Raw genomic sequence first — 25,311 nt, forward strand, 5'->3', positions numbered from 1 at the left:
TAAATTTAGTGAAATTTTAAATTAACAAGGCTAAATTGTTGAAAAACATTGAATTATAAGCTGTATTCATCATAATTTAATAGTTTTATAACTTAAAAATAATTTCCTAATTTCTTAAATCAAATTCAAAAAATCATGAAAGAAAAAACCAAAAAAGTAGCCAAAAAAGCCAAAAATGAAATAAAATCGATCTTGCTTGTAACGCTCTATTTTGCCGTATGGTTTGGAATATTAATTGGGATAAAAAAGTTGATTCTAATTGATTATAATATAGAATTTGTTGGTTTGTCAACAGCGCTAATTGGTGCTTTGATTATGGCAAAGGTTGTCCTCATTATGGAGTATATAGAATTTGGTCAATGGGTCAAAAAGCAACCACCATTTGTAGATGTAATTCTGCGAACTTTTCTTTATACTTCAGGAGTGCTATTTGTTTTGTTATTAGAAAAAGCATTCGAGTCCAGACATGAATCCGATGGATTTACAACTGCCTTAAAGCAAGTTTTTCAGCATAGGGATATTTATAAAGTTTGGGCTTCAACTTTGGTAATTAGTATTTCGTTGTTTTGGTATAATGTATTTGCCATTTTGACTCAATATTTTAATAATCATGAACTGTCAAGTCTTTTTTTAAATATTCCTTTGGAAAAAGTATTATTAAAAAATGCCGAACACAAAGACGAATAATTTTCAAATTTTATATTAAAAACATTTTTAATACTCTTTATGGATTACTTTTTAACTATTATTTGTTAAATTTGAGTGAATAAAAACAACAAAAATGAAAAGACAAAATATATTTTTAATACCATTCTTTTTTATTGCATTCTTGGTTGGCTGCAGCAATACAAAGGAAGGCGCTTATGATGCCAAAGCTATTGCAGCTATGGATAAATTGAGTAGTACAATTGGAGAATTAAAATCGTGTAGCTATTCGCTTTCTACAGATGTGACTCACAGTACAACTAGTGGCAAACCTGCAGAACATAGAGAAAGTGATGTGTATATGAAGGGACCAAATAAACTGTATGTTTTTACAAAAGAGACTGGGAACAGAAAAGGATATTACTACAATGGAAGCGAAATTGCATTGTTTAGATTTGATAAAAAAACCTATGAAGTCTTGCCCGCTCCAGATAATACCATTGCAATGATAACAGAGGCACATGATAAATATGGCGTTGATTTTCCGGCAGCCGATTTTTTCTATCCAAGCCTAACAGACGATATGATGGAGCATTTTGACACTATTGTTGATGCAGGTACAGCAAAAATTGATGGTGTTCTTTGCAAGGAAATAAATGCTATTAGTGCCAAGATGAATGTTTTTGTTTCTATAGATGCAGCAACAAATCTTCCAAAAAGGCTCGAAATTTATTATCTCGGAGACGAAAAAGGCAAAAGCTATGTGATTACTTTTTCAAATTTTATATCAAATCCTGTTTTGGAGGATAAGATTTTTAATTTTGCGCCACCGAAAGAGGCTTCAAAAACAACACTTTTAACTCAAAAACTGGACAACTGATGAAACGCAATATATATATCCTAAGTTTAATAGCTATTCTATTATTATTTGTCTCACCAGATCTTATTGCCCAGCGAATGGGACATGGCGGCGGCGGCGGTCGTGGAGGCGGCGGAATGAATCGTTCTTCTATAAATGGTGGATCTTTTCAATCAAGAGACAGGCCTAGCAGCAGTAATATGAGCGGCTCCAGTTACAAATCCAATAGCAATATTAATAGAAACAATGCAAGTTCATCTTATAATAAAGGGAACTATAATAACGCATCAAATTCTTATAATAAAGGCAATTATAACAAAAGCAACATTAACAATAATAATATTAACAGTAATAATAGAAATTACAACAATGTTAACGTGAATAATGTCAATGTAAACCGTAACGTAACCGTAAATGCCCATTATAGCAGCGGTTATTATAATGGATATCATGGATATCATCCGTATTACTACCATCCATACACACCGTACCATTATGGTGCCTATTGGCATCCCGTTGGATTTTTTATGGCGGCAATGGTCACTACAGCAGTAATGGTATCAGTGGCCAATCAAAGCTACTATTACAATCAAGGAGTTTATTATACCCAAGTTTCAGGTGGATATACGGTAGTTCCAGCACCTGTGAATGTTACAGTTGTTAGTCTGCCAAACGATATGGTTGCCGTAAAAAACAATGATGTTACCTATTATTACTTTGGAGGAACATTCTATACCAAATCGTCTAAGGGATATACTGTGGTTGTTGCCCCGATTGGAGCGATTGTTAGCACTATTCCAGAGGGCGCAACAGAGCAGGAAATTGACGGTCAAAAATATGTAGTTTACAATAACACTTATTTTCAGCCCTTTTTGCAAAACGGACAAAATATGTATCAGATTGTTGCTATGGATTAAATTTTTGTTTTTTCTAATAAGCATAAAAAAAAGCATTCGCCGCGGCGAATGCTTTTTTGGTTTTTATAATTTCAGTTGTTCAGAGATTACAGATTAAACGAAGCTCCAACATTGACATTAAACTGATTGTTAAAACCTGAAGCTTGAGAATCATATTTTGCTATTGGGAAACCCGCTTCTGTAAACACACCAAAACCATCTGTAAAGAAATATCGCATTCCCAAATGGGCACCAAAATTTTTAAGGCTTAAATCCAAACCTGGATAAATATCCATTTTTGGGTCTAGTTTGAAAACACTTCCTAGATTTGCATTCAATCGAACTTCAGCATCAAAACGATCCGAAAAATTTTGATCGTATAGATAGCCATTTGAAACGCCCAATACATAAGATGCCCCAAACCCGTAGGATATATTTTCTCCAATCCCAAAATCTACGGTTACTCCAATTCCGGTTCCTCCATTTTGAAAGATGGCACCAATATCCAATTTTCCGTCTCCTTTTCCTTTAAAAGCTTGAGCATTTGTAAAACCAAAGCATACTAAAAATAATAGGGTAATAATTTTTTTCATAATATAAAATAGGTACTAATTTTTTTGCAAATATAGTATTTAGATTTTATTTCGACCTTTTTCATTTGTATATAAAGTGGGTAAAGGTTCACTTTGCCAAAACTCTTTGGTGTCAACATCCATAATTGTCAGTGGCCCATTGAAAGCAGCACTGGTATCGATATTCCAAATATTGGCTTTTTGAATGGGAATGGTTTCTCCAATTCTAGAAACAGGGGTGTGGCCAATATAAATTTCTTTGTATAAAGTAAATCTTTTGGGATAAAACAAATGATCGGTTTTTATATTTTGGTCTAATGCCAATGCCGTTTCCCACAGCGTTCTGTCCCAATAAAATAATTTTGGAAAATACTCATAATTTACCCCATTCATATTGGTAAATCCAGCATGAATAAACAATCTATTATGTTCGTCTAAAAAATAATTTTCTAACGTTTCTAAGAATTCAATGTGTCTTTTTTTGGTTTCTCCATCTACTGTTTGATAGGCCAGAACTGTAGCTTCACCACCATGTTGGTACCATTGTTCATTATCCTTACTATCCTTGAGCCATTCTCGTAACAATTCATCATGATTTCCTCTAATGCAAATAATATCATGAGTTATTTTCATTTCGATTAAATAATCAATCACTTGTGGAGATTGACTCCAGCCATCCACATAATCACCCAAGAAAATTAGTTTGTCTTTTGTAGTTACTTTGGCTCTTTCCATAATTTGATGCAGTGCTCGTAATCCGCCATGTATGTCTCCTATAACTAATGTTCTCATTTATCTTTATCTTCCATTTGTTCTTTTACAAAAATAAGAGAAAACAACTATGGTTTGAAGTTTTTTTGAATGAGATGATACAAAGCGACTCAAATCAATGCATACCATCTAGAATTTATCAAATAATTCAATGACAAGCTGCATAATTTGGTAAAAAAGAAAGCAATGCAAAGGATTAAAAATAGACACGTTAAGTTTTTATTAAGAATAAATCCGTCGAAAGGCTATTTATATCTGTTGAATGTCAAGTTTATAGCGAATGGGGGTGTAGAATTTTTTAGTACATTTAATTTTTGAAATATCACCATATTTAGTGATTGTTTCTTGTAAGGAATTGATTTAATTTTACAAAAAATTCTAAAATGAATGCACTTCTCACCTTAATTTTGCTAATGACTAGTTTTATATGTCAAGTCATTAATGATGTTGTTCTCTGGATAACCGGTTTATTCAATTAGTTAAAAGGCTTACTGGACATCATATTTCATTTTTCTCAAAATTCGTAACGCTTCTTTAAACGATAAAAAGACCTGTGTAAATGGTTTTAATAACGGTTTGGCATCAATCAATTTTTGTTTGGCATCATCAAAACCGTTGAGGTAACAAATCATAAAAGTAGAAGGTAAATTTTCTAAATCTTTGTGCTCTCGACTTGACAATTGCATTCCTTTTCCAAGTTTATTGAGTAATGCAATATTTGCATTGTAAATGTGATACAACATTTTTTTATTGAATTCAGGCGGTTCAAAAAGCATTTTCCGATCAATTTTATAATAGCCATTATCATGAAAATGAATCGTTTGTTGCTCCAGCGGATAGTAACTCGTTTTGTCATTCAGCCCCAAAGGAACATATTCAATAATGGTAAAAGTATCTTCGTCATACGTAATTTCAACCACATCCTGAGCAGAATAAAAGAGTTTGATTTGCTCATTGATTAATTCAATATCCACTCGGGACAAATAGGTTTTCTCTCTCGATTTTTTTGCAATTCCAGCCCAGCAAATAACAAATAATTCTTTGAAAACTTTGTATTTTGGAGACATATCCTTATGCCGAAGATTCATAAAATCAATCACTCCATCAAGTGTATATTCGATGCTGTTTCTAGAATTATTTTCGATGCCAATAACGGTTTCTGTGTTCTGGTAATTTTTTTCCACTTCACCTTCAACGGGCATGGTATTACTACCGCGACGTATAAAAATACTATTTGCTACAATTGTATGAATTCCTTTTTTGAAATAAGAAGTTTTGCTGTTGGGCTTTATGGTTACCAATCCAATTACTTTATCCTTTGGTAAATTTGGGAAAGGCACATTTTCGTATTGAATTTTTGGAGGATTTTCTAGAAATGCATTTACTAAATTTTGAATCCGACTATCATCAAAAAAATCATCTCCTACAATCTGGTTATTTTCATCTTCAACACCTACAACTATGTATGAATTGTTGGTAGGATTTGAATTTGATAATGCACAAATGTGTTTCAGAAACTTCGCTTTTCCTTCTCTGGAATGCAAATTCAACTGCCTTTTTTTATCATAGAAACTGCTCTCATCATTGTGAGCCAGTAAGTTTTTGATAAGAAGGCGCTTGTTGATCATTTTGATTAATAATTTGGGACTAACAAATTCTGATTTAATGCAAACAATTAATTTTTAGCGAATGTGAATTGGGGTTAAATATTTTTTGTTCTAAGCCACGTCATGTCCTGTACTCGCTGTGTAGAGCGTGAACCAATCTTGTAATTCCATTTCTATTGTGGTGGCTTGCATCAAATTGGCAATTCTATTTTTGTCCGATGTGCCGCAAACAGGCAAAATTCTGGCAGGATGTTTCAAAATCCAAGCCAATAAAATGATATCATCAGCCACATTATATTTGGCTGCGAGTTCATTTGCCACTTTCTTTATGCGTTGCGATTGCTCGTTATCTTTTCTAAAAACAGTTCCCAATGGAGACCAGCACATAGGAGTTATCCGGTTGGTTTGCATGTGGTCTAAACTCCCGTCAAGCATGGGCTCAAGATGGGTAATCGAAAATTCAATTTGGTTATAATTAATTTTGGTTTTTGTTTCAATCAAATTGGTTTGGCTTGGTGTAAAATTCGAAACACCAAAATCCAAAATCTTTCCTTCTATTTTTAATTTTTCAACTGCTTCAGCAATTTCATCGGCATGCATTAATGGACTTGGGCGATGCAACAGCAAAAGGTCCAAATAATCGGTTTTCAAATGTTGCAAAGATTGTTCTGCCGACCAAATAATATAGTCTTTAGAATAGGCATAATGTTTAATCGTATTATTTCGATTTTCACTAAGCATTTGTATCCCACATTTGGATATTAATTGTATTTTTTGTCTGTCAATTTTACTTTCTTGGAAGGCTTTTCCAAAATTAGATTCTGTAGTATAACCTCCATAAATATCAGCATGATCGAAGGTAGAAATGCCGTTTTCGAGGCAAGAATTCATTAATTCAATCATTTGTTGACTAGTACAGTTTTTGCCCCAAATTCCCCAAGTCATGGTGCCTGCAATAATTTTTGAAAAAGGTATTTTGCTCATGGTTATAATTTTTTTATCCCCCCTAATGATTTAGGGGTTTAAACTCCGATTTTGATGTTTATTTTTTTAAGTTCTTAAAAATAGGTAAATAGTATCATAATTCGTCCTTAAAATTAGGGGATTGGTCGAAGTTTTAACCATTTTTTAACATCTTACGTCTAAAAAAAAATTCAATTTGCACCATCAAATAAAAGAAGTAAAAAATAAGGTTATAAAAATAAAAATATGGAAGATAATACAACGACTTTAGACATTAGAGCAATCAATGAAAAAATCGAAAGAGAAAGTGCTTTTATAGACCTTCTTACCATGGAGATGAACAAAGTTATTGTGGGTCAGAAACACATGGTAGAAAGATTGTTGATTGGGCTTTTGGGTCAAGGTCATATTTTGTTAGAAGGTGTTCCTGGATTGGCAAAAACATTGGCCATAAACACCCTTTCTCAAGCCATTCATGGATCGTTTAGTAGAATACAGTTTACTCCTGATTTATTGCCCGCAGATGTTGTTGGAACCATGATTTATAACATTAAAGCCAATGAATTTTCTATAAAAAAAGGACCAATTTTTGCCAATTTCGTCCTTGCCGATGAGATTAACCGTGCGCCAGCCAAGGTACAATCTGCATTATTGGAGGCGATGCAGGAAAAGCAAGTAACTATCGGTGATACGACTTTCAAACTGGATCGTCCATTTTTAGTTTTGGCTACACAAAATCCAATCGAGCAAGAAGGAACTTACCAATTGCCGGAAGCGCAGGTCGATCGTTTTATGTTGAAAACAGTTATCGATTATCCAAAAATGGAAGACGAGCGATTGGTGATCCGTCAAAATCTTAAAGGAAGCTACGATAAAGTAAATCCTGTGGTTTCTGTAGAGCAAATTTTACGTGCGCAAGAAGCCGTTCGTGAGGTTTATATGGATGAAAAAATAGAGAAATACATCCTTGATATTATTTTCGCTACTCGTTATCCTGAGAAATACAAATTGGCCGAATTGAAACCTTTAATCAGTTTTGGAGCATCACCACGTGGAAGCATCAACCTTGCTACAGCTGCAAAATGTTATGCTTTTATCAAACGTCGTGGATATGTAATTCCTGAAGACGTTCGTGCCGTAGTTCATGATATTTTGCGTCACAGAATCGGAATTACTTACGAAGCCGAAGCCGAAAACATTACGTCGGTAGACATCATCAATAAAATCATCAACGAAATTGAAGTACCTTAAAAATTTGTTTAATGTTTAAAGTTTCAAGTTGTTTGGAAACGGACTTGAAACCTTAAACTTTTAAACTTTAAACAAATTAACAATGGATACAAAAGAGCTTTTAAAAAAAGTACGAAAAATAGAAATTAAAACCCGAAGATTGAGCGATCATATCTTTTCGGGTGAATACCATACTTCGTTCAAAGGACGCGGAATGACTTTCAGCGAAGTGCGCCAATATCAATTTGGTGATGATATACGTGCCATCGACTGGAATGTGACTGCCCGATACAACGAGGCGCACGTAAAAGTTTTTGAAGAAGAACGAGAATTGACCATGATGCTAATGGTTGATATTTCGGGTTCTGAAAGTTTTGGTTCCAAAAATCAATTCAAGAAAGAAATTGTTACCGAAATCGCTGCAACTATGGCATTTTCGGCTACTCAGAACAATGACAAAATAGGTTTGATTTTGTTTTCGGACCATATCGAATTGTATATTCCACCAAAAAAAGGGAGATCTCACGTATTGAGAATTATTCGTGAATTGATCGAGTTTCAACCTAAGAGTTACAAAACTGATATTGCTCAAGCTTTAAAATTTTTATCAGGGACACAAAAGAAGAAAGCGATTGTATTTGTCATTTCAGATTTTATGTCGGGAGATTATGAGCAAACTTTAAAAATTGCCTCAAAGAAACATGATATTACCGGAATTCGCGTGTATGACATCAGAGAAGAAAAAATGCCAGATTTAGGAATGGTTTCTATGCTCGATGCCGAGACAGGTGAAACCAGATTGATTAACACGGGTTCAAAATCGGTGCGAATGGATTATGAGAAATACTATCATGATAATGTGAATTATTTTAAAGAAACTTTCAGCAAATCGGGTTCGGGTGTTGTAAATACCAGAGTGGACGAAAGTTATGTCACCAAATTATTAGGTTATTTTAAATCACGATAAGACAAAATTACAGGTTTTAAAAAAACTGGTTAGTTTTAAATTAAGAACTAAATGAAAATTAGACTTTACCTACTATTATTACTGCTCCTCTCTACTTCTATTTTTGCGCAACAAAAAGTAGTTACCAGTATCGATACCACAAAAAATAAAATTGGAGCTGAATTTAAATTGACTTTAAAAACTTCGGTAGATACGTTGTCTAAGGTGGTTTTTCCAAAACTGAAAAACATCGGAGCGCTGGAGGTGATTCAGTCGTATCCAATTGACACCATCAAAAAAGACGACCGTTACGAGTTAATCAAAAAATATGGTTTGACCCAATTTGATTCCGGAAAGTATACCATTCCGAGTATAAAAATTCTCATAAATAACAAGGCTTTTTTGACTGACTCAATAAAAGTTGAGGTAGCCAATGTTCAAGTAGATACATTAAAACAAAAAATGTATGATATAAAAGACATAGTAAAGGCCAAAGATTCATGGGACGATTGGTGGAAATACTTTTTGGGAATTCTATTAATTTTAGGAATAGGAGCTTTTGTGTATTGGTACACCAAAATGCGCCAAAAGAAGAAAATTGAAGAGGAAGTTTATAAAACGCCAATAGAAAAAGCGACCAGTTTACTCAATACTTTGGAGAAAAAGGAGCTTTGGCAACACGGTCAAGTAAAAGCATATTATAGTGAATTGACAGACATCACTCGAAATTACATAGAAGAAGCGATAGAAATTCCAGCAATGGAAAGCACCACTTCTGAATTAATTGCCGGACTTAAAGCAGCATCATTAAAAAAGAAAATGAAGCTTTCTCAAGAAACAATTGAGAGTTTATTTACAGTCTTGAAACAAGCCGATTTAGTGAAATTTGCCAAATCAAAACCATTAGAATTTGAAATCACTGAAGATAGAAATAGAATTCAAAGAGCCATATTAACACTTGATGAAGCCATTCCAGTTGAAGTTGCTATTGCCGAAGACACTATTTTGAATGAAGCTCAAAAGCAAAAGCAAATCAAGATACAGTTAAGAAAAAAGAGAACGCAACGAATTATAGTTACCGTTTTATCCGTTTTTCTTTTAGTTTCCTCTGTAACAATTTACTTTATGGCCACCAGAGGATATCATTATGTAGTAGACAATGTATTCGGACATCCTACCAAAGAATTATTGGAAGGCGAATGGGTAAAAAGCGAGTATGGAAATCCGGGGGTAATAGTAGAAACTCCAAAAGTGTTAAAGAGAATTGATTTGACAAAAACATTGCCAAAAGACGGAATGGCACTCATAAAAGAGATGCAATCTTTTGGTTACGGAAGCCTTTTGGATAATTTTTATATCATGGTTTCGACCATTAAATATAAAAAAGAAGGAGCATTGGATTTGTCGAAATCTATCGAAAGTTCATTACAGGTTTTAGAATCCCAAGGCGCTCAAAATATGATTGTAAAACAAGAAGATTTTGAAACCAATTCAGGAGTAAAAGGAAAAAAGGGATATGGGACTTTTACAAGAATTGACGGTAATAGCCAAAGCAGTACCAAGATTTATTATGAAATTTTACTCTTTGGACAAGAAGGAGGGTTGCAACAGATTATGATTCTTCACGAAGAAGGAGATCGATATGCAACGGAATTAACTGACCGTATTTTGAATTCGGTAGAACTTAAAACAGCGACTAACTAATGGGAAAAATAACATTTTTAAATCCAGAATTTTTTTGGATGTTTCTGCTGATTCCTGTTGCAATTGGGCTGATTTTTTGGAGGAGAGACCAACACACGGCCTCTTTACAGATTAGTTCACTGAAAGGATTTAGCAGCTCAAAGTCTTTAGCGGCCAAGCTGGAGCCATTATTGAACATTATTCGTTTATTGGGATTGTGCTCACTTATTGTGGCTATGGCCAGACCTAGAACTGTTGATGTAAGCAATAAAACGAAAACGACAAGAGGAATCGATATTGTTGTGGCGGTTGATGTTTCTGGTAGTATGCTTGCCAAAGATTTGAAACCCAATAGGATGGAGGCACTGAAAAAAGTGGCTGCCGAATTTGTGGACGAAAGGCCAAATGACAGAATTGGACTTGTAGTATATGCCTCTGAAGCGTATACCAAAACACCGGTAACTAGCGATAAAGCCGTTATTCAACAGGCGATTCAAAGTATAAAATACGATAATGTTTTGCAGGATGGAACTGGAATTGGTATGGGATTGGCAACAGCTGTAAACCGACTTAAAGATAGCAAAGCTAAAAGCAAAGTAATTATTTTATTGACTGACGGTGTGAATAACGCAGGTTTTATAGAGCCTGAAACAGCATCGGATATCGCACAACAATACGGAATAAAAGTATATACCATAGGAATTGGGACAAACGGAATGGCTGAATTTCCTTATGCGATAGCTCCAAACGGTCAATTTTTATTTCAAATGATGAAAGTGGAAATTGATGAAAAATTGATGCAAAGTATCGCCAGAAAAACTGGCGGGAAATACTTTAGAGCTACCAGTAATAATAAATTGGCTCAAATCTATGATGAAATTAATAAACTGGAAACAACCGAAGTCGAGGAATTGAAATTCTATGATTATGACGAAAAGTACAGACCTTTTGTTTGGCTTGGTGGTTTTTTAATTTTATTGGAATTGGGATTACGAAATACGGTGTATAAAAGCTTTATATAACTCTGACTCCAAGTGGAATTTGGAGAAAACTAAATAATATTAGGAATTAAAAATCAAATTTAGATTTACAATTTTAGACTAAAAATCTAAAATCTAAATTCAGACCCGAGCCAAAGGCGAATTGGCGAAGCAAATCAAAATTAACAATGGAATTAGACGAACGCAACTATTTATACTTTCTTTTTATACTGCCTGTTGTGGTGGTACTTTTTCTAATTAATTTATATTGGAAAAGAAAAAAGCAACGTGAGTTTGGTGATTTGGAATTATTGCAAAGACTGAGCCCGGAACGCTCTGTTTTTAAACCTGTTCTAAAATTGATCGTGATGCTTTTGGCTCTGGCGGCTTTGATTATGGGATTGGTAAACCCAAAAATTGGAACCAAAGTTGAAACCGTAAAGAGAGAAGGAATCGACATAGTATTTGCTATGGATGTATCCAAAAGTATGCTTTGCGAAGATGTTGCTCCTAGTCGATTGGAAAAAAGCAAGCAAATTGTATCTCAAATCATTAACCAATTGGGAAGTGACAGAATAGGAATTGTGGCCTATGCAGGAAGTGCTTTTCCGGTGCTGCCCATAACAACGGATTATAGTGTAGCCAAAATGTTTATGCAAAATATGGGGCCTGGATTGGTTTCATCTCAAGGAACATCACTTGATGAAGCAATAAAATTATCCGGAACTTATTTTGATGACAAAAGTAAAACCAGCAAATTGTTGATTTTAATTTCCGATGGGGAAGATCATTCCGAGGGTGCCGAAGCTGCAGCCGAGGAAGCAAAGAAAATGGGGATAAAAATTATAACCATTGGACTTGGAACCGAAAGAGGTGGAACAATACCGTTGAAAAGAAATGGAATTGTAGAAAGTTACCAGAGAGACAACAGCGGCGAAGTGGTAATAACCAAATTGAATGAAGCCGGATTGACCACAATTGCCAAAATTACCGGAGGGGGTTATGTAAATGGAAACAATACCAAAGCAGTGCTGGAATACGTAAAAAACACACTTGACAAAATACAAAAAACCGAATTTGAAGCTACCGAAATGGCCGATTTTCAATCGCAATTTCAGTGGTTTTTGGGAATTGCATTTGTATTGTTATATATGGATATTTTCTTTTTGGAAAGAAAAACCAGATGGGTAAAAAAGTTGAATTTATTTAACGAAAATAAATAAAGTATTAAAACATACTAAACTCTTTTGTTTATAAGATGGCTTTGAAAAATACATTTACATTGAAAATGAAAAATAAAATTTTATACTTACTACTGCTTATAACTTTTGTTGTTAACGCACAACAGAAAGACAAAGTATTGCCTAAAGCAAATGAAGATTACAAGGAAAAGAATTATGTGGAAGCCGAAGCAAATTATAGAATTTCACATTCAAAATTTCCAAACAGAACAGTTGCGTCTTATAATTTAGGTAATTCAATTTATAAGCAAAATCAGTTTTCAGAATCTAAATTTGCGTATGCCAATGCATTAAAAAATTTAAAAACTAGACCTCAAAAACACAAAGCCTATCATAATTTGGGCAATGTTTTCATGAAAGAGAAAGATTATACGCAAGCGGTTGAAGCATATAGAAATGCTTTGCGCAATAATCCTGAGGACGAAGAAACCCGTTATAATTATGCTTTGGCCAAAAAAATGCTGAAAGACAATCCTCCTCCAAAAGACGACAAAAAGAAAGACAAGGACAAGGACAAAAAAGACAAGGATAAAGATAAAAAGGACGACAAAAAAGACGATAAGAAAAAGGACGATAAGAAAGACGGTGACAAAGACAAGGACAAGAAAGACGACAAAAAAGAGGGTGACAAGGACAAAAAAGACCAAAAACCAAAGGATGAAGGTCAGCCGAAACCAAAGCCAGGAGGAATTTCTAAACAACGTACCGAGAATCTTTTGGATGCAGTAAACAACGAGGAAAAGAAAGTTCAAGACAAAGTAAACGCCAATAAAGTAAAAGGTTCTCCAACAAAAACGGAGAAAGATTGGTAAATTTTTGTTGATTCGTTTATTAGAACAATTAAACGATTAAACAATAAACAGTTAAACAATAAATGATTAAACAAGTAATGAAAAGGTATTTAATTCTATTACTACTAAGTTTTCAAGTGCTTTTTGCTCAGGTGCAATTTGAGGCAAGAGTCAGCAAAACGACACTAGGACTCAATGAGAGACTCCGTATCGATTTTGTAATGAATGTGGATGGAGATAATTTTGTTCAGCCTTCTTTTGACGGATTTCGAATTATTGCCGGACCGAGTCAACAGGTAAGTCAATCCTGGATTAACGGTAAGACTTCTTTCGAGAAAAGTTATTCCTATTTTTTATTGCCAAATCAAAAAGGCAATTTGGTGATTAAACAGGCTGCAATAGAATTTAATGGGCAAATTTATAAAACCTCACCAGTAAAAATCAATGTTACAGCTGCAACGGAGCAACCCAGAGATCCTAATGATTCTCAAATTTCTGCCGATGACAATCTGTATTTGGTTGCCGATATTTCAAATACTAATCCGTATATCAATCAACCAATTACGTTAGTGTATAAATTGTATTTCAGTTTCAACATTGGAATTTCAAACTGGAAAGAACTTGGGAAACCCAAATACAATGATTTCTGGAATCAAAATATTGACATCAAGCAACCCGTAGCCGAGGAAGGAATGTTCAAAGGGGAGCGATACCGTTATGTCGTTTTGCGTAAAACGGTATTATATCCTCAAAAATCAGGAAAGCTTGTTATTGAACCTTTATCATTAGACATTGATGTTAAATTGCCTACTAATCGTAGAGATATGTTTGGTCGTGTGATAGTAATCGATGATAATAAAAGAGTTTCAGCTGGAGCCAAAACCATTAACGTAAGAGCATTGCCAGAAGCGGGCAAGCCAGAAGATTTTTCGGGAGCTGTTGGGCATTTCGATTTTAAAGCGATACCTTCAAAAACAACTTTAAAAAATGGTGAAAGCCTGGATCTCGCAGTCAGTGTGACTGGTACGGGAAATCTTAAATTATTTAATTTACCAAAACCAGAAGTGCCAAATGCTTTGGAAATGTATGATGCGGTGCACGATGAAAAAGTGAATACACCCCTTTCTGGTATGACAGGAAAAATCTCCGATTCGTATACTATCATACCACAATACAAAGGAAATTATTCGATCAAACCGTTGCGTTTCTCCTATTTTGATTTGGAGTCAAACGCTTATAAAACAATAACATCTCCAGAAATCATGATTAATGTTCTGGACGGGCCAACGCAAAGTACAGCTGCACCGGCAACAGCTGACGCTAATAAAAATAAAATTTCAGGAGTTGAACAATTTAAATTTATTGATTTAAAAACAACACTTACAGCCAAAAATGAACCTGCTTTTTTTGGTTCTAATAAGTTTTATACATTATTGCTTTTACCATTCTTGTTACTGCCAATAATTGTGTTATTCAAAAAGAAAAAAGAAGCGATTGATGGTGACGTTTTTGGTAACCGAATTAAAATGAACAACAAATTGGCCAAGAAATATTTGTCGGAGGCCAAAAAGCAAATTAACAATAAAGAACCTTTCTATGTGGCACTGGAAAAAGCAATGCACAATTTCCTGAAAGCCAAGCTGCATATAGAAACTTCTGAAATGAGTAAAGACAACATTAAGGAATTGCTGTTGTCTAAAAAAGCCAATCCCGAAGTGGTGAATGATTTTATAGCACTTACAGAAAACTGTGAAATAGCCAGATATGCTCCATCATCGAGTGCTACAATACAACAGGATTTTGATAAAGCAGTAATTATTATTTCCGAATTAGAAAAACAGATTAAAATTTAGAAATAGATATTTGACACCTACTTATTTAATAAAATGAAAAATATATTTTACATACTATTATTGACCACTCAGGTTTTCTTTGCCCAAGAGGGCTTCGAAAAAGGGAATGATTTGTATCGAAAAGGGAAATACGACCAAGCTGCAAAAGCATACGAAAGTGTTTTGGCAGCAAACAAGCAATCTGTTGAGTTGTATTATAATTTGGGAAATAGTTATTTTAAATTGCATCAAATAGCACCAGCAATTTATAATTACGAGAAAGCTTTGGTTTTGGATCCAACAAACGAAGCGGTTTTAAACAATATAAAATTTGCTCAAAAACAAACAATAGACGAAATTAAGGTAGTGCCAAAAGTAGGATTTGGGAAATTACTTCGTGATTTTACAGGAATTTACCCATTCGACACTTGGGCGTGGATTACAATTTCTTTTTCCGTTTTATTTTTACTGTTTTTTGTAGGTTATTATTTTTCTCAAAGCGTAGTTACAAAAAGAATTTTCTTTTTTGGGATGTTTGTCATTATTCTATTGATTCTAATAAGTTTTTCGGCTGCTATTTTTGAAAAGGATCATTTTTTAAACGAAAGACCTGCCGTAGTTTTTGCTGAATCTGCCGAGGTAAGAAGTGAACCTCAAAAGGCAAGTGCATCTATTTTTATATTGCACGAAGGCACAAAAGTGTATGTGGAAGAAACATTAGAAAATTGGAAAAAAATTCAATTGACAGATGGAACCGAGGGCTGGATTGACAGTAGCACCATTAAGGAAGTGAAGTAGTTTTCAGATAGCAGATTCAGTTTGCAGTCTATATGTTGGCACTTTGTCTTAAAATAAATAAAGATAACCCGTAGTTTTTTGACTCTGGGCTATCTTTTTTTTGCGAATGTTCAGGATTCGACTCTTTAATAGCGTTAATTTTAGTAGATTCAAAATCTGAAATCTGCTATTTGAAACCTGCCGTCTGAAAACTACTTCCTCGCTTTATCATACCATTTTTCGATAGAAGGGAAAATGAACCCTGCTACTTTTTGAATCGGATTAAAGAAAATAGAGTTGTCAAGCGTTTCTTTTTTGGCGAGATAATTATGGTAGTTTATTTTTTCGAAAACAGTAAGAAACACACTGATGATTAAAACAGTTTTCAAAACTCTAAAAAATCCGCCGCCAAGGCTGTTTATCCAACCCAAAAAAGCAAAATCGGCAATATTGGTCAGGAATTTACCAAGCATATAAATGCCAATAACGACAACAATAAAAGTCAGGATAAAGGCAATCACCTGAATGGTGTAAGGATTCCAATGTACCCAGCTTGATAATATGTTTTTTATAATATCCGAAAATTTTATGGCAATGTAAATCCCCAAAATAAGGGAAAGCAATGAAGCCAATTCCACAAAAAGCCCGTTTCGTATTCCTTTGTAGAGCGAATAACACAACAATCCGCCAATAATAATATCGAAAAAACTCATAAGTAAAGATTAAGAAAGAGACAAAGATAAAAGAATATCCCAAAGTCAAAAAAGGACTTCCTATCTTTGTCGAAATTATATGTAAAACCACAGATTGAAGTTTTTCTTCTTTCTTCTATTTTCTAAAAAATGTCAAGAGACACACAACTAAAAGAACGCTGGGAACGGCTTGTCAATATACTTTCCAATCAATTTTCGCAAGGCGAAGATTTGGATCTGGATGCTATTATTTATTTAATTGGCGTTCAGGAATTGGGAAAAGTACACCGCGAATACAAAAAGGATGAAAAACTCAATCTGATGCACATTGCGATTTGCCGATTATTGGAACCTTATGGATTCTACGAATTCGAATTTTTTGATGAAGATGGCTGGCCGCATTACAAAGTAAAAGAGGAATTGCCACCTTTGAAAGCAGGCGAACAATCAGTTTTGATGAAGGAAGCCATCGTCAATTATTTCTTAGAAAGAGAAGTGATAGATTAGTAATTAGTTGTAAGTGATTAGCAATTAGTTTTATTGCTAATTTTTTTTAGACTAATCACCAATTACTTTTCACGAATCACTAAAAAAAGCTAAATTTGCACTCTCAATTACGGAATGAAAATGATAGACAAGATAAAAGAATATAGTTCTATGTTTTTTACAAATAGAAGCTTTGAAAAACAAGAGTTTATAAAAACATAGAGTTGTATTTTTGATAATTTATCGTATTTAATCGCCCCACTTTTGCCCCACCTTGCAAAATTACTTACATAAAATAACTTGCTTTTATCTTGTTTAATCAATTTAGAACAACTTTGTTTATTCGAAACTCAACCAATAAAAAAGAAAGCTGTTGTATGCGTTCTTTTTACTCAAATTCCAATTTAAGTTTCTACCTATTTTATCAATTGCACGATTGACAATTTGCAAGTATTTTTTATTATTTTAGCTCTATAAAAAAATTAAAAAAGAATTAAGTAATGACAGCTCAAGAAATTTTAAGTAAAGTAAATGAAATATCATTTAGAGAATTTGAAGACATTAATTTCTACCTTTTAGCACATAGAGATAAGTTTGGTGAACTTGGAAAATATAGTGTTGTTAATACTGACACCTATGAAGGTAAAGAGACAATCAGCACTGGTAAAGAATATGAAGGTAAATGGGAAACTATGACTATACATTTTGAAAGATATGATACTTATATTGTCGAAAGAAGATTTTATATAGAAGATAATAATTATCAAGGAAGTGAATTTTTTCAGGTTAAACCTAATGAAGGTAAATTTGAAGATGTAGAAGAACTTTGGTAAAATAAAAAAGAGTGGATGTGCAAAGTTTAAAAGGATAAAAAAGTTTGCATAGAATTATAAAAAAAAAGACACCTGATTAAAATATAATAGGTGTCTTTTTTTAGGATGAAAATTTAATGCTTTAGTTGTACTTTTTCAAGTTATTCAAACAATTTGCAATTATGTCACTTGATATTTGATTGTTAGTAATCGTATCAAAATTAAAATTGAAAGTTTCGCCAATTCTTGGGAATTCGCTTAAAATATTTTTATATTCATTTTGCTCTCTAAATAATATCATTTGGCGTATCATGCCTGTCATCCAGTCTTTACTTACCTCTGGACTTACAACACCATTTTTTATATAAAACAATTCTTCATTACAGAGATCAAAATAGCGATAAATCAAATTATTGACATCATCAATTTCCTTCTTATTGTTGTATAATCTTAATTTTTCAGAGAATACTGAAAATTTACTCATACACATACCTACAATTTCGTTACTATGCGCATTTGACTTAAAAAGGTTCTTTAGGGTGATTATGTTTATAACAAGTAAGATTGCAAAACTCAAAGAACCTAATGCTCCCAATATATCCGTTATTATTTTCCAGTTTTCAATATATTTCTCCATTTATTTCTAATCAATTATTAATTTCTATTTTTTGGCAAATGTAATAATGTAATATATAATTCTTTCATTTTAATTTATGAATTTTAGAACCTCGTCAATTCTTTCAGAAACAAATCCAAGGTCTCCAACATATCCCCAGTTTGTGGGGTTCTGATTAAAATCAGATTGATGTTTTTTTAGTTTTTCATTCAATAGAATTAAGTCTTTTTCCAACTTAATCATCAGTTCGTTGTATCTTTTTGAGGTATTCATTTCTAATGTTTATATAGATTGATGATTTGAATTTAATAATGCCTTTACTTTTTTTACAGTATTGGCTGAAACTTTATAATCAATATCAGATGCCAATTTTGCAATTTGTCTAAGTGATAATGTTGGATTGGTTTTTAAAGCTTTAGTTACTTTTTTATGTTTTGCAAGGGTTTCTTCTGGTGAATCAGTCGTTCCTGCTGTCCTACCTTTATAAATTCCACCTTTTAATTTTGCTTGTAAAATTCCTTCGGCTTGTCTTTCAAGCAAGGATGATTTTTCAAGAGAACTTAACTCTGATAAAATTGTAGTGATAAGATTGAACACTGGATTGGCTTTGTCGTTAATCATCGATTCCAAACCTAAATTATCTATTTTAACCACAACACCTTTTTCAAAGAAGTATTGAAGAGTTTGAAGCACGTTGATGGTATTTCGACCTGCTCTATCAATAGCATGATATGAAACGTAATTTATCTCTCCAGCTTCAACGGCTTCAATAAGTTTTTTTCCTTGTGGTCTCTCATTAAAAGGAACAGAACCGCTGACAACGTCTATAAATAATTTTTCGTCAGGATGAGCTTTTGCTAATTGTCTGAGGTTGGATTGTTGAGATGTGCTTTGACGAATGTATCTTGCTTTTATCATAATTGGAGTTATTATTGTAAAATCTCTAAAAAGTGTGCAATTTTAGGATAGTGTATTTTGCACAATTTTTTTTATTGAAAATGTTGATTGCTATAATTATTTAATGTGAACGATATTGTTATAATCTAATTTTGCACAGGACTGAAGATTTACTTCCCTTCAATCCAATCTATAACAGGAACTAACATATCACAATAAGCACCTTCAAAAGTTTTAACTACCTCACGATTTTTGTTGATGAATACTATTGTATAGTCATCAACCCATCTCAGACAAACTTTTACCCATCCTTTATGAGTAAGTCCATTCACTTTGAAAGACAAGCCACCTTGGAATTCTTTAGTTTCACTTAACGCACAAAAGTTATTGGCTCCCCAAGCCATTAAGGCACTTCTGTCAGCATAGTATATTTGTTCTATTATTGTTTTTGCAATTTCCATTGTTCTTGATGTTGTTTTCATTTTATTATTTATATCGTTAGTCTAATTTTCCAAAGCTTCTTATGAATCCTTCTGTTGTTTTGTAATCATAGAAGCTTTCAAATTGAATTCCAGTAACAGTTTCAGTTTTGATTAGCTCTGCAAGGCTCCTAATTGATTTTACAGATACAGTTCCACCAATTGTCCAAACTTGATTTATTCTAAAATCATTTCCTTTTGATTCTTCGCTTAAAATAGCATTGCCAAAATCTCTTAAATTAAAATAAGGTCGGTAACCATTTTTAGTTATTAATTGAAGAGTTAATCCTTTTAAGTTTTCTTTGATTTCTCTTAATCCTAATTTGAAGTCTGTTGCAGTCATATAATCAAGTGTTGCTTTATTATTGCACTACAAAGTAAAGGAATAGTTTATTCAAAGGCAAATAATACTTTATTTATTTTTATAAAAAGTAAGTCTTACTTACTTTTTTGTGTATCTTTGAATAAAAATTAAATATGGAAATTTTAAGATTAAAAGAATTAATGAATCAAAAAGGTATTAGCAGGGAAGAGCTTGCTAATAAGGTAGGAGTAAGTATGACTACAATAAGTAATATTAATTCTGAAAAAAATTTACCTACCATAAACCTACTATTACAAATAGCTAAAGCTTTGGATGTAGATATAAGAGAGATGTTTTTGCCCACAAAAGGAAGTTCGATCACCCAAAATGAAGTTGACCAAGCAAAAAGATTGTTTGAAAAAGGTTTAAATGTTCTTAACGGTGTTATAGAATGAAAAATGAAACCTAAATATTTATCTTTTTTTTTTGATAAATATTTTGACAACTATAAAATGCTGTCAATCTGTGCATGTCCAATCAATTGAAACCATTCCTTGTTTGCATATAATTTTAGGTAGTGTATTTCTTTAATTTTTTATAACACTAACGATGGCTATTTTTATTTATATTTGAAAAATACAAAGCGAAATAAAACTTCGTCTATCCACCTAAATTAAGATAGATAAGTGGAATTTTATTTCGTATATAAACGAGTTAGGTGTAATTTAAGAAAAGCAATATGGGATACTATAGTGACTTAGATATTGATTTTAGAGAGCAAGGCAAAAGCCCTAATATTGCTCATTCAATTGGATTAACATATGAAGAATTACTTGATTTGGATTATAATTTTATAACTGAAAAAACTAAAGACCAAAAAATCAAATCCTACAAACTAATTTTATCCGAAGACACACCTATCCATATAAGAAATAAGATAATAAACCTCGAGGATGATCTCAAAACTGTTTATATAGAACCTTATGAAATAAACTTCGGTTCATATTACCAATATGAATACGAATCAATCTCTCAAAATGATAGACACTTCGAAAAATTTAATTCAGAAATCAATAATTTAGTTTTACTAAGTAAGATTGAAACAGAAACACCTAAGCTGAAAGATATTTTATTAAGACAGGTCTTTATAGGCATAATAGGTTCATTAGAAACCTTTTTATCAGAAGTATTCATTGTCCTTACACTCAGTAATCAGAAATATTTAGAAAATTTCGTCAAGACTTTTCCTGATTTTCAAAAAACTAAATTTGCTTTAAGTGAAATTTTTATTCAACACGATAAAATTTCCGAAACCGCTAAAAAAGCTATGATTGACATTATATATCATAACTTAGCAATTGTCAAAAACATGTACAATTCGACTTTTGAAATTAATTTCCCTGAAATTGGTGAAGTAAATAAATTTATTATTAAACGCCATGATTTAGTTCACAGAAATGGTAAAACTAAGGACGGAGAAAAACTCGACATTAAGAATGTTGAAATTGAATCTATGGTTGGAATAATAAAAACATTTGTTAATGAAATATCTTCTGAATTAAAATTAATGTAAACTTTACCTAACAGGTACAACGGATTTGGGTAATAGGCTTAATGAAAAGATGGTTTTGTATTTGGGAGATTTGACAAATCCGAAAATAGGGATTAATTTAGTTTTAAAATAGATTATTACCAGGGTATTAATTATGATGTTGAAAAATGAAGAAAACCGAACTACTTTTTTTTGAAAAAAGATATTTAGCAGGATATGATTATTATCCTTTTGAAGAAATTTTCTCGTCAATAAAACATCTTAAAAAAATAAATAGTAAAAACGAAAAAGAACTTCGTGGTATTCTGTTCACAATAATAATTCAATGTACGACTTATATTGAAGGAATGTGTGGACAAATTTTATTTTCAACAATTGAACATAAAATTAACGAATTTGAAAAAGAATTTGGGAAATTTGATGAAGACGAAGGAACATTCGAAGTTGATGAAGATAAAGATTTCTATATTAGAATATTAAAAAATTTAGAGAGAAAAATCGACGAATCTTATTTTAAAGATTTGGAAACTAATTGGAAATTAGTTTATAACCAAAATATTGTTGAAGAAATAGGAAAGAAAGACAAAGAGCTATGGAAAAGTATAAATCACTTATTCACTTTACGAAATGCAATTACACACGGACACGTTTTGACTATCGAATACAAACCAAATAGGAATGATAAGTATTATGAAATTAATGTGTTAGCAAAATACCAAAAAGTTTATAATTTCCTAACAGAGAAAAAATTAATTGAGACAAACGCAATGGGAATGGTAAATATAATAAATCAGAAAGTAGTTGAATTTTATGTGGGCGAAACAAAAAAATTTATAAATGCACTAATATTATCGATACCAAAAAATGTTGAAAAATATTTTGCAATAAATAAGTTTCAAATGATACGAGAAAAAACACTGTAGCTTACTGCTATTACAACATTAGTTAGAATTTTACCAAAAAGACAACGAATTTAGTAATCCAATTCAATAACAATAAATGATAAAAAGAGACGATTACTTAATGATAATTGAAGAAATAAGAAATACTGATAAAAAATCAATTGACGAGTTTATTGAAAAAATTATTGAACCATTAATACTTGAAAATGAAAACTTCATTGAAATTCTCTATAAAGATATTTATTATTTAATAAAAGATATAGATAAAAAAGGCGAAAACGATTTATTGATTAAGAATGGTAGTTTAGTAATTGAAAATGGTGGCATAAAATTGACAGGTTACCAATCAAGATTACACAACTTATCAATATGGTTGCATATGGAAATCTCTAAAAAATTTATGGAGAAAAATCCATTAACTTTTATAGAAAGTATGCAGAATTTTGAAAATAATTTTCTTAAAAAACCAAACTATACACCTGAATATAAAGCCAAACTTGACAAAATAAAAAGTAGTTTAAAAAAAGAACGTAAATTGAATTTAGGAGAAAAGGAAAATTTTTGGAATAAGATTTTTGATATTGATAATCTTGAGTTGAAACCTAATATTGCAGGTATTGGCGTAAATTTTAATGAGATAATTAACAAATTCAGAAAATAAAATGGAAGTAAAATTTGATTTAGTAAGAATTGGAAAAATTAGAAAGAGTTCTATTGCAGAAAGAATTCTCAAACAGAATGTTGACTTATTGAGAAATGATATTCGCTCGTTTTTAAAAGATGAAAATATCAATAATAAGCATAATACAGTTCATATGGTAATGATAATTCCCGGAACAGGTTATAATGTTAAAATAGCTTTACAGAATATTAAAGATTTACATATCAAAAAAGAATTAAAAAATAATTTTCCAAATTCTATTTATAAAGGAGAATATTCAATTCTTATGGATAATGTAGAAAACAAAGTTTTTGGAGGCTATTAAACATAAAAAACTGCCGCTAACAGCTAAGGTTTTGTGGAGCTACCAAAGAAAAATCTCAAGTATGAGACTCTCTAGAGGTTAATTTTAGTTTTTTTTTCCAGACTAACGTCATCAGGAATTCTTTATACAGCAGTAATAAACCGATAGTTTTTTATTCTTAAAATTATATTTCAAAATCATCATTAATAATCTCCCTTCTAGCAATAAAAAGACCTATTATTTTGGCTTCAGGAAACCTCCTCAGTAGAATATTTTTCATTGCAATATAATGACAGCCAGTGGTTAAAACATCATCAACTATTACTATAAATTCCCGAACATCATTTACCAAAGTTTCATCAATTCTTAAAATTTCTTCAAGAGCACTTATATCTCTCTTTCCACTTATGTGACATTCGACTGTATCTGTTGTTTGAATAACAAGTTCTCTTATATCAGCATTTCTTCCTTTTAAGCCTAAATTTAGAGCTTGAACTATTCTATCATCATAAAGAGGATTTGTTTTGGATTTAGATGGAGGAATTGGAACAAAGGTTGAATTATCGATACTTTTTTGACCTAAATGACTTAATAAGCTCGCAATTGTTTTTATTGCTTCACCTTTATATTTATAATCTTCTTTTCCTTTTCTATCTAATTTTTTTTTAAAATTTAGAATTAATTGATTTGACGTACTATAACTAAATCCTTTCTCAGCAGTATATACAAAATAATAATAACATTTATCAACATCCAACTTCAAATAATGATGGTCATTTATTACCATTTCATCAATTAACAATAACTTACTCATCATAAATTACTTTTAATATCGTCATATGTTCGCACTCTTATGGCTCCTAGTTTTTCAAATTTTTCTGGCCAACTAATCGTTGTTTTTTCAAAACAACTTTGCAGAATAAATAATTTTCGTCCTTGATTCAGAGCCGCTTTTGCTTGAATTAGAGTTCCTGATGTATCACTTGCTTCTATTATTATTGTAGCTTGAGTGATTGCAGACATAGTTTTGTTCCTTTCTGGAAAAAACAATTTGTTTCCTAAAAAAGTTTGATTCTCATATCTTATAAATGGAACTTGACTAATTAATAAGTGATTTTTAGCTATATACTCTTGAAGTGATTTATTTTGTTTAGGATAAAATACGTTTAAAGGAGTTCCGACAACAGCAATAGTTCTGCCTTCATTCTGTAAAGCCATCTTATGTGCCTGAGTGTCTATACCTTCAGCCAATCCAGATACAATTGTAAAATTATCCTTAACTAATAACTTTACAATTTGTGAAGTTCTTTTCAACCCATCTTCTGAGGGCTTTCTAGAGCCTACAATAGCAATTGAAGGAGAATTAATATAATCTAAATTACCACTATAGTAAAGCACCTCAATTGGTTCAAGTGCATCTCTTAACTTTACTGGGTAATCAATTGTATTGTTAATTAAGATATTAGTCTTTATATTTTCATTGTTAAAAATTATATCTTTCAACAACATAGCATATTCATCTACCTTACTTACATCAACAAATTGTGAAGGTAAAGAGAAGGGGTTTTTTTTAAAAATTTCAGATAATTTTTTAAAACTTATTTTCCTATCTTCCCATAAAGCTTCGTAAGCAGCCATTTCTCTATATGGCGCTATACATTCAAATAGTATATCGTCTTGATTATTAAAGTTCAGCATAATCTCGTTAGATTTCATTTGTAAAAATATACATTTTTTTTTCTAATTCATATTTGGATATTAATTAAAAACGTAAAATATTATACAAATGTTATACTGTTAATCATAAAAAAAC

30 protein-coding genes are annotated in these 25,311 nt (G+C 32.0%); 18 read left to right on the forward strand and 12 right to left on the reverse strand.

Features of this window, described 5'->3' with window-relative positions; all coding sequences use genetic code 11:
- Nucleotides 1-135 precede the first annotated feature (135 nt).
- The 3 genes from OLM57_RS05055 (at nt 136) to OLM57_RS05065 (ending at nt 2,421) form a co-directional block, all read left to right on the forward strand.
- Nucleotides 136-687, forward strand: coding sequence for a hypothetical protein (locus OLM57_RS05055; protein WP_264566149.1), 552 nt, complete (start codon nt 136-138; stop codon nt 685-687).
- A 94-nt stretch (nt 688-781) separates the two neighbouring features.
- On the forward strand, nt 782-1,525 hold the full coding sequence (locus OLM57_RS05060; protein WP_264566150.1) for a DUF2092 domain-containing protein: 744 nt from the start codon (nt 782-784) through the stop codon (nt 1,523-1,525).
- The gene (locus OLM57_RS05065) at nt 1,525-2,421 is read left to right on the forward strand and encodes a DUF6515 family protein (protein WP_264566151.1); all 897 of its coding nucleotides are present in this window, start codon (nt 1,525-1,527) and stop codon (nt 2,419-2,421) included. Before OLM57_RS05060 ends, OLM57_RS05065 begins: the two co-directional genes overlap by 1 nt.
- Nucleotides 2,422-2,507: 86 nt before the next feature.
- Here the strand turns inward: OLM57_RS05065 and OLM57_RS05070 are convergent, their stop codons facing one another.
- The 4 genes from OLM57_RS05070 to OLM57_RS05085 form a co-directional block, all read right to left on the reverse strand.
- Nucleotides 2,508-2,993 carry a DUF6646 family protein gene (locus tag OLM57_RS05070; protein WP_264566152.1) on the reverse strand — a complete coding sequence of 162 codons (486 nt, stop codon included), beginning with the start codon at nt 2,991-2,993 and terminating at the stop codon, nt 2,508-2,510.
- Nucleotides 2,994-3,032: 39 nt separating this feature from the next.
- Entirely contained in the window at nt 3,033-3,764 is a 732-nt protein-coding gene (locus OLM57_RS05075; RefSeq protein ID WP_264566153.1) for a metallophosphoesterase family protein, read from the reverse strand.
- Nucleotides 3,765-4,231: 467 nt separating this feature from the next.
- Nucleotides 4,232-5,371 (reverse strand): ATP-binding protein, encoded by a 1,140-nt coding sequence (locus OLM57_RS05080; RefSeq protein ID WP_264566154.1) that lies wholly within the window; start codon nt 5,369-5,371, stop codon nt 4,232-4,234.
- Between the two features lie 90 nt (nt 5,372-5,461).
- The gene (locus OLM57_RS05085) at nt 5,462-6,334 is read right to left on the reverse strand and encodes an aldo/keto reductase (RefSeq protein WP_264566155.1); all 873 of its coding nucleotides are present in this window, start codon (nt 6,332-6,334) and stop codon (nt 5,462-5,464) included.
- A 225-nt stretch (nt 6,335-6,559) separates the two neighbouring features.
- Between OLM57_RS05085 and OLM57_RS05090 the strand changes: the two genes are divergently transcribed.
- The 8 genes from OLM57_RS05090 (at nt 6,560) to OLM57_RS05125 (ending at nt 15,814) form a co-directional block, all read left to right on the forward strand.
- The gene (locus OLM57_RS05090; RefSeq protein WP_264566156.1) at nt 6,560-7,564 is read left to right on the forward strand and encodes an AAA family ATPase; all 1,005 of its coding nucleotides are present in this window, start codon (nt 6,560-6,562) and stop codon (nt 7,562-7,564) included.
- 82 nt (nt 7,565-7,646) lie between these two features.
- A complete protein-coding gene (locus tag OLM57_RS05095) occupies nt 7,647-8,510 on the forward strand; it encodes a DUF58 domain-containing protein (protein WP_264566157.1) in 864 nt (287 codons plus the stop codon).
- Between the two features lie 51 nt (nt 8,511-8,561).
- Nucleotides 8,562-10,193: a hypothetical protein gene (locus tag OLM57_RS05100; protein WP_264566158.1), complete on the forward strand. Its 1,632-nt coding sequence runs from the start codon at nt 8,562-8,564 to the stop codon at nt 10,191-10,193.
- The gene (locus OLM57_RS05105; protein ID WP_264566159.1) at nt 10,193-11,194 is read left to right on the forward strand and encodes a vWA domain-containing protein; all 1,002 of its coding nucleotides are present in this window, start codon (nt 10,193-10,195) and stop codon (nt 11,192-11,194) included. The genes OLM57_RS05100 and OLM57_RS05105 overlap by 1 nt, the downstream gene beginning before the upstream one ends.
- Before the next feature lie 146 nt (nt 11,195-11,340).
- Nucleotides 11,341-12,375: a vWA domain-containing protein gene (locus OLM57_RS05110; RefSeq protein WP_264566160.1), complete on the forward strand. Its 1,035-nt coding sequence runs from the start codon at nt 11,341-11,343 to the stop codon at nt 12,373-12,375.
- 65 nt (nt 12,376-12,440) lie between these two features.
- On the forward strand, nt 12,441-13,205 hold the full coding sequence (locus OLM57_RS05115) for a tetratricopeptide repeat protein (protein ID WP_264566161.1): 765 nt from the start codon (nt 12,441-12,443) through the stop codon (nt 13,203-13,205).
- Between the two features lie 77 nt (nt 13,206-13,282).
- On the forward strand, nt 13,283-15,037 hold the full coding sequence (locus tag OLM57_RS05120) for a BatD family protein (RefSeq protein ID WP_264566951.1): 1,755 nt from the start codon (nt 13,283-13,285) through the stop codon (nt 15,035-15,037).
- Nucleotides 15,038-15,070: 33 nt separating this feature from the next.
- The gene (locus tag OLM57_RS05125) at nt 15,071-15,814 is read left to right on the forward strand and encodes a tetratricopeptide repeat protein (protein WP_264566162.1); all 744 of its coding nucleotides are present in this window, start codon (nt 15,071-15,073) and stop codon (nt 15,812-15,814) included.
- Nucleotides 15,815-16,005: 191 nt separating this feature from the next.
- Here OLM57_RS05125 and OLM57_RS05130 read toward each other — a convergent pair whose 3' ends face one another.
- On the reverse strand, nt 16,006-16,506 hold the full coding sequence (locus OLM57_RS05130) for a CvpA family protein (protein WP_264566163.1): 501 nt from the start codon (nt 16,504-16,506) through the stop codon (nt 16,006-16,008).
- Between the two features lie 129 nt (nt 16,507-16,635).
- On the opposite strand from OLM57_RS05130, the gene OLM57_RS05135 reads away from it, so the two are divergent.
- Together OLM57_RS05135 and OLM57_RS05140 are read left to right on the forward strand one after the other, a co-directional pair.
- Nucleotides 16,636-16,992, forward strand: coding sequence for a hypothetical protein (locus tag OLM57_RS05135; protein ID WP_264566164.1), 357 nt, complete (start codon nt 16,636-16,638; stop codon nt 16,990-16,992).
- 479 nt (nt 16,993-17,471) lie between these two features.
- The gene (locus OLM57_RS05140) at nt 17,472-17,804 is read left to right on the forward strand and encodes a hypothetical protein (protein ID WP_264566165.1); all 333 of its coding nucleotides are present in this window, start codon (nt 17,472-17,474) and stop codon (nt 17,802-17,804) included.
- A 121-nt stretch (nt 17,805-17,925) separates the two neighbouring features.
- Here the strand turns inward: OLM57_RS05140 and OLM57_RS05145 are convergent, their stop codons facing one another.
- From OLM57_RS05145 to OLM57_RS05165, 5 genes are all read right to left on the reverse strand, one after another.
- Nucleotides 17,926-18,420, reverse strand: a complete 495-nt coding sequence (locus OLM57_RS05145; RefSeq protein WP_264566166.1) for a hypothetical protein — start codon at nt 18,418-18,420, stop codon at nt 17,926-17,928.
- 69 nt (nt 18,421-18,489) lie between these two features.
- Nucleotides 18,490-18,672, reverse strand: a complete 183-nt coding sequence (locus tag OLM57_RS05150; RefSeq protein ID WP_264566167.1) for a hypothetical protein — start codon at nt 18,670-18,672, stop codon at nt 18,490-18,492.
- Between the two features lie 9 nt (nt 18,673-18,681).
- On the reverse strand, nt 18,682-19,317 hold the full coding sequence (locus OLM57_RS05155; protein WP_264566168.1) for a recombinase family protein: 636 nt from the start codon (nt 19,315-19,317) through the stop codon (nt 18,682-18,684).
- Between the two features lie 149 nt (nt 19,318-19,466).
- Complete coding sequence (locus tag OLM57_RS05160) at nt 19,467-19,778, reverse strand: hypothetical protein (RefSeq protein WP_264566169.1); 312 nt, start codon at nt 19,776-19,778, stop codon at nt 19,467-19,469.
- A gap of 16 nt (nt 19,779-19,794) precedes the next feature.
- Nucleotides 19,795-20,118, reverse strand: a complete 324-nt coding sequence (locus OLM57_RS05165; protein ID WP_264566170.1) for a hypothetical protein — start codon at nt 20,116-20,118, stop codon at nt 19,795-19,797.
- A 134-nt stretch (nt 20,119-20,252) separates the two neighbouring features.
- Here OLM57_RS05165 and OLM57_RS05170 point away from each other — a divergent pair, with 134 nt between their 5' ends.
- From OLM57_RS05170 to OLM57_RS05190, 5 genes are all read left to right on the forward strand, one after another.
- On the forward strand, nt 20,253-20,534 hold the full coding sequence (locus tag OLM57_RS05170; protein WP_264566171.1) for a helix-turn-helix transcriptional regulator: 282 nt from the start codon (nt 20,253-20,255) through the stop codon (nt 20,532-20,534).
- Between the two features lie 284 nt (nt 20,535-20,818).
- Nucleotides 20,819-21,652, forward strand: coding sequence for a hypothetical protein (locus OLM57_RS05175; RefSeq protein WP_264566172.1), 834 nt, complete (start codon nt 20,819-20,821; stop codon nt 21,650-21,652).
- Nucleotides 21,653-21,798: 146 nt separating this feature from the next.
- Nucleotides 21,799-22,554, forward strand: coding sequence for a hypothetical protein (locus OLM57_RS05180; protein ID WP_264566173.1), 756 nt, complete (start codon nt 21,799-21,801; stop codon nt 22,552-22,554).
- A 76-nt stretch (nt 22,555-22,630) separates the two neighbouring features.
- A complete protein-coding gene (locus OLM57_RS05185; RefSeq protein WP_264566174.1) occupies nt 22,631-23,194 on the forward strand; it encodes a hypothetical protein in 564 nt (187 codons plus the stop codon).
- 1 nt (nt 23,195) lies between these two features.
- Nucleotides 23,196-23,519, forward strand: coding sequence for a hypothetical protein (locus OLM57_RS05190; protein WP_264566175.1), 324 nt, complete (start codon nt 23,196-23,198; stop codon nt 23,517-23,519).
- Between the two features lie 163 nt (nt 23,520-23,682).
- On the opposite strand, the gene OLM57_RS05195 is transcribed toward OLM57_RS05190, so the two are convergent.
- Together OLM57_RS05195 and OLM57_RS05200 are read right to left on the reverse strand one after the other, a co-directional pair.
- Complete coding sequence (locus tag OLM57_RS05195) at nt 23,683-24,315, reverse strand: hypothetical protein (protein WP_264566176.1); 633 nt, start codon at nt 24,313-24,315, stop codon at nt 23,683-23,685.
- Complete coding sequence (locus OLM57_RS05200) at nt 24,312-25,214, reverse strand: DNA-processing protein DprA (protein ID WP_264566177.1); 903 nt, start codon at nt 25,212-25,214, stop codon at nt 24,312-24,314. Before OLM57_RS05200 ends, OLM57_RS05195 begins: the two co-directional genes overlap by 4 nt.
- Between the last annotated feature and the right edge of the window lie 97 nt (nt 25,215-25,311).

Source organism: Flavobacterium sp. N3904, from assembly GCF_025947305.1.
Classification (GTDB): Bacteria; Bacteroidota; Bacteroidia; order Flavobacteriales; family Flavobacteriaceae; genus Flavobacterium.